This is a genomic window from Actinocrinis sp., from assembly GCF_035946395.1.
In the GTDB taxonomy this organism is placed as follows: Bacteria; Actinomycetota; Actinomycetes; order Streptomycetales; family Catenulisporaceae; genus Actinocrinis.
This window is the reverse complement of record NZ_DASYZI010000002.1, coordinates 1-5229: the sequence shown is the minus strand read 5'-3', so window position 1 is coordinate 5229 and position 5229 is coordinate 1. Positions and strand designations below refer to the sequence as shown.

The following is a 5229-nucleotide window of genomic DNA, read 5'->3' as shown; positions in this document are numbered from 1 at the left end:
CGTTCCTCGTTCGTCGTTCCTTCCGATGTGACATAACTGGGTCAGCTCAGCTCGCCCTCAATGTCGGCGAGCAGTTATTGGATCAGGCCGGTCTGGTTCGCACACATCGGTTATAAGTGCTGTGTTGTTGATTCGCAGCAGTCGAGGATGCTCGATAAACAACACGAAACAACGTGGCGGTGCGGTACCCGTCACCCTAGGGTGATCGCCGCTTGCGTTCAGCAGGCTCTTTGCCGAAACTCATCGCAGCGCCCTAACACGTCCCTGCGATCGCAGGTACCATTTTGATGCCAGGGTCCGGAAGCGGTGGGGGTAACCGCTTCATCGGTAGTGGATAGGCCTGGCACGCTCGTTTGGAGGGGGGAATGCATGCCACGCACTGAGAAACCACTCGACCCATTGGCTGGGCCTGTTACGGCCTTCGCGATCGCCGGGTGTGGCTTGATGCCGAGACCGACACAGGTGTCGAGCACAGCGTACTGATCCGACACAACAACGCCACCAACAAACTGGCGTTCTACTGCTGCCACAGCTCAGTGACCACCACCTTGTCCACGCTGCTTTATTCTCGACGATCCCTAACCATGCGGCATTGGACCAGTCCCGGAGTGGTTCATGCGGGCATGGCAGCGATGATGTGTTGGCGCCACAGCTCGAACAGTGGGGTGTCGCCATTGGTTTTTGAGGCGGGTCGGGCATCGTGGAAGATCTTCGCGGCCTGTTCCGGCGTCACACCGGCCAATACTCTGGTTGCCAGTCCGGTGTGCTCGGTGACCAGGCCGGTTTCCACTCGGGCGGCGGCGGCGAAGACGCTGCCCTGTGCCACCTGAGGAGCGTAGGTGCCGGCTCGGTGCAGGAACGTGAGCAGTTCTCCTTCATTGGCGGCGCCTGCGTAGGTCGCCACCAGGCCGGAGCCGGCGTAAAGATCGGCGCGGCGGGACTCGGGAAACCTGTCGATCATGTCGGCGACCCGGTTGGGGTCGGCGCCGCCGACGAACCACATGGCCCGCCCGATGCCCTGGTCGATCACGCGGTTGGCGTAGCCATCGGGGCCCTCGCCCGGCCATGGGAAGCGCGGTTCCCGGTATTGTCGGCGCACGTACTTGTTGGTCTTGAAGTACGCTTGGTGGAAGCCGTAGCCGTCGAGAACCAGCCAGCGGAACAGCGGGTTGGGCACGGCGGCGCCCAGCGTCTTCCAGCGGAAGCGCGGCAGCCGGGCCATCGCCCAGCCGACCCCGAAGTGGATCATGTAGATGTGGCCATCGGTGCGTCCGGCGAGCAAGTCGGTGACGTGGCGGGTGTTTCCGACTGGCATCCCGTCGCGGACTGCGTAGCCCATTGCGGCGCCCTCATATGCGAAGCCGCGGAACTGCCATGGAAGCTGCGCGATGCGGTCCTGTGCCTCGGCGACCGTGTCGGCTGCGGCGGCGTAGGCGTACCCGTTCATGAACATCCTGCTTGTTTTTTCAAGCGCTTCCCGGGCATCGAGGCTCTTGATGTGGAAGCCGCGCTTCTCAAAGCTCCCGGACGACGCGCTAGGCGTTATGATTCGGCCCCTGATGGTGCCCCAAGTGCCGGCCAAAGCACTCTCCGTTCGATAGTCACCAGACCGAAGCCGGTGGGTGTAGCACAATCCGAATCCGAGTCCCGCAGACGGAGACAATCGGACAGATGACGACGTCACAGCCCTATGTGGACTTACGATGCGCACGTGACATCAAGTATTTTTGACTGAACGCGTGCCGCGTTCGCGCGTTGGCATCATCATCTAGCAGTGCCCTTATAGTTGGAATTATTGCATCGAATGATAACAAGTCAAGGTATCGCAGACTTCTAAAGAGAGACTCTGTGACTATCGTACTTCTGAATGAATAGATTTGCACTCTCGGCCGGGTAGAGTGCAAACCGGCCGTGCTCCGCAACGCCTTCGTCACCAGTGTGACCTCGGCCGAACCGGCTGAATTGCTCGACCATCCGGATGATTACACTTACACTTATCGGTAATTCCATCCGCCGATGTCGGCCGTGATGGCACCGGTGGCCGGGGCCCACAGCCACACCGGCTCGGGGTCCCGGTCGCCGGGCGGGCGCTCGACCTGCAAGCGGACGAGTGTGCCCTTGATGACCGTGAAGGTGCCGGCAATATCGTCCGTGCAGGTCGGGGCTGGTTCGGTTCGCCGTGCGCAGACCTGTGGCGTTGCCGCGATTCCCCGCGTGTCGAGGCTGCGGCTACGGCAGGATGACCGCTCGTGCTGTTACGCCTGGCCTACCTCGCGGTGAGCAACGCCTTCACGGTCCTGCGGCTGTTGCCGATGAGCAACCGCGACAAGGACATCGAGATCCTCGCCGTGCGCCACCAGATCAGCGTGCTGCAACAGCAACTCGCAGCCACCAGGCCCCGATTCAAACCCGCATTTCGCGCACTTCTGGCTGGCCTGCCCGCACCATTGCCACGCGAGTCGCTGCGACGCCTGCGGCTGATCGTGCGACCTGACACCGTCCTGCGCCGGCACCGCAACTTGGTCAGGCGGCACCATGCCGAACACAGCAGGCGAACACGTCCCGACCGGCCGCACACAGTCGCCTCAATCCGCCAACCAGTATTGCGCCTGGTACACGAGAATCCCGCTTGGGACTACAGACGAGTTCACGGCGAGCTCACGATGCTGGGACGATGCTGGGCATCAAGATCGCAGCCTCGACCGTCTAGCAGATCCTCAAGGACGCCGGAATCGACCCGGCTCCCGAACGAGCAACCACCACCTGGGGCGCGTTCCCACACAGCCAAGCCGAGGCGATCCTGGCCTATGACTTCCTCGAAGCGGCCACGTTGAGCCGACAACGACAGTACGTGCTGACCGTCATCGAGCACGCCACCCGGCGCGTCCACATCCCCGGCTCGACCACGCATCCCACCGCCGCATGGGTCACCCAAGCCGCCCACAACCTGGCCATGAATCCACAAGACACGGGCGCCACAGCCAGGTACCTGATCCACGATCACGACGCGAAGTTCCCCGCCCCGTTCGACGAGGTTCGAGCCGACACGGGCATCACGGTGGTGCCCACCGGGATCCAGATGCCGCGCATGAACGCCATCATGGAACGCTGGGCGCGCACCTGCCGCAGCGAACTGCTTGACCACACCTTGACCTGAAATCACGCCCACTTGTTACATGCCCTGCGCGAGTTCGAGGGGCACACAACCGGCATCGTCCACACCGCACGTCGCACCAGGCCGCGCCGCTACATCCCGCGCCCAAACCGACCACCGAACAAGCCCGGACCATCCACCTCAACATCCAAAGACGCGACCCACCCGGCGGCATCCCGCACAAGTACGAACACGCCGCCTGACCAGCACAGACGAATAATCGACACCTACACCTCGGACAGGACGAACTACGGGCGCTACACCGCCGGATGCTGCGCCCCCACCACCGGCTCCGCCCCATCCAACGCCGTCAAAGTCTTGTTCCGATCCCGCGGCGCGAGCAGCCCGGCCAAGTACTCACGGAAACCGGGCCGCGTAACCCTCCAACGGACCCGGCGCCGCCGGGCCAGGCACATGTCTCGCATCGCACACCCATCGGTAGCGCAGGCGTCTCTACCAGGGCATACAGCAGACCTGACCCGCAGTCAACAAACTACCACTAGACCAGGACGGGGGTCTGTAAAGCTATCGGTGTAACTGGGTTGTGGTGTTCTATTTGCGTCCGGCGGACAGGCGTCCGTCGAAGGTGATCTCGAAGGCGTTGAGCGCGGCTTTCCACCGGTTCATCCAGCGTTTCTGCCCGGTCCCGGTGGGATCCAGGCTCATCACGGCGAGGTAGACACACTTGAGGGCGGCCTGCTCGTTGGGGAAATGACCTCGGGCCCGCACGGCCCGGCGGATGCGGGCATTGATGGACTCGATGGCGTTCGTGGTGCACACGACCCGGCGTATCTCGACGTCGAAGTTGAGGAAGGGGACGAACTCGGACCAGGCCGATTCCCACAGCCGGATGATCGCCGGGTACTTGTGGCCCCACGCCTCCTGGAACTCCAGGAAGCGTTCCAGGGCCGCGGCCTCGGTGGGCGCGGTGTAGACCGGTCGCAGCGCCTTGGCCAGCGCGTCCCAGTCCTGGCGGGCCGCGTAGCGGAACGAAGCCCGCAGCAGGTGTACCACGCAGGTCTGCGTCACCGCCCGGGGCCAGACCGCTTCGATCGCCTCGGGCTGGCCCCTCAGCCCGTCGCACACCACCATGCACACATCGCCCGCGCCGCGGTTCTTGATCTCGGTGAGCACGTGCATCCAGTACTTCGCGCCCTCACCGCCATCCCCGGCCCACAGGCCCAGGATCTCGCGGGTCCCCTCGCAGGTGACGGCGAGCGCCATGTAGATCGGGCGGTTCGCCACCTGCCCGTCGCGGATCTTGACGTGGACGCAGTCGATGAAGATCACTGGGTAGACCGGGTCGAGCGGCCGGTTCTGCCATTCGGCCATCCCATCCATCACCTTGTCGGTGATGGTGGAGATCGTCGTCTTGGACACCTCGGCGCCGTACACCTCGCGCAGGTGCGCGGAAATCTCCCCGTGCGTCAGCCCGCGGGCCGAGAGCGAGAGCACCATCTCGTCCACGCCCGTCAGCCGCCGCTGACGTTTCTTGACGATCTGCGGCTCGAAGCTGCCGGCCCGGTCCCGGGGCACCTCGATCTGCACCGGCCCGATGTCGGTGAGCACCGTCTTGGAACGCCGGCCGTTGCGCGAGTTGCCCGAGCCGTCCCCGGTCGCGTCGTGCTTGTCGTAGCCGAGGTGATCGGTGATCTCACCGTCCAGCGCCGATTCGAGCAGCCGCTTGGTCAGCGCCGCCAGTAGACCGCCCTCGCCGGCGAGCTTGACCCCGCGCTCCCTGGCCTGCCCGACGAGCTGGTCGAGCAGCTGCTCATCCAGCGCGTCGAGCCCCGACGACCCCTCGTCCACCTGCTCGGCCACAGCCTGTTCCACTTCCATCACGCTCATCAGATGCAACTCCATCATGTCCAGGAGTTACACCGAAGACCGTACAGTCCCAACTGCGCTGACCGCCGATGAACGCGTCGCCGTCCTGGGGAGTGTGTCGAAGAGGGTGGGGATCAGTAGAGAGGTCTGATTCCTATGACTATCGACGTTGTTGATGTTGAAGGTCAGGTTGTGGTAGAGAGCGCCGAGGCGATCACCACCACCGAGGCGGAGGCCGAGATGCCCGG

Annotated in this window: 3 protein-coding genes and 2 pseudogenes; 1 reads left to right on the top strand and 4 read right to left on the bottom strand. The window is 63.9% G+C overall.

Annotated features, from left to right (window positions below):
* Positions 1-613: 613 nt before the first annotated feature.
* Together VGS97_RS00065 and VGS97_RS00060 are read right to left on the bottom strand one after the other, a co-directional pair.
* A complete protein-coding gene (locus tag VGS97_RS00065) occupies positions 614-1582 on the bottom strand; it encodes a DUF1702 family protein (RefSeq protein ID WP_326851036.1) in 969 nt (322 codons plus the stop codon).
* Between the two features lie 673 nt (positions 1583-2255).
* Positions 2256-2513: a hypothetical protein gene (locus VGS97_RS00060; RefSeq protein ID WP_326851035.1), complete on the bottom strand. Its 258-nt coding sequence runs from the start codon at positions 2511-2513 to the stop codon at positions 2256-2258.
* On the opposite strand from VGS97_RS00060, the pseudogene VGS97_RS29345 reads away from it, so the two are divergent.
* Positions 2448-3357: pseudogene (locus VGS97_RS29345) on the top strand (integrase core domain-containing protein). The gene VGS97_RS00060 and the pseudogene VGS97_RS29345 overlap by 66 nt on opposite strands.
* Positions 3358-3414: 57 nt before the next feature.
* Here the strand turns inward: VGS97_RS29345 and VGS97_RS29750 are convergent.
* Positions 3415-3586 (bottom strand): annotated as a pseudogene (locus VGS97_RS29750) (IS701 family transposase); the annotation flags it as partial.
* Positions 3587-3706: 120 nt separating this feature from the next.
* Complete coding sequence (locus tag VGS97_RS00050) at positions 3707-4993, bottom strand: IS256 family transposase (RefSeq protein WP_349261910.1); 1287 nt, start codon at positions 4991-4993, stop codon at positions 3707-3709.
* Positions 4994-5229 lie beyond the last annotated feature (236 nt).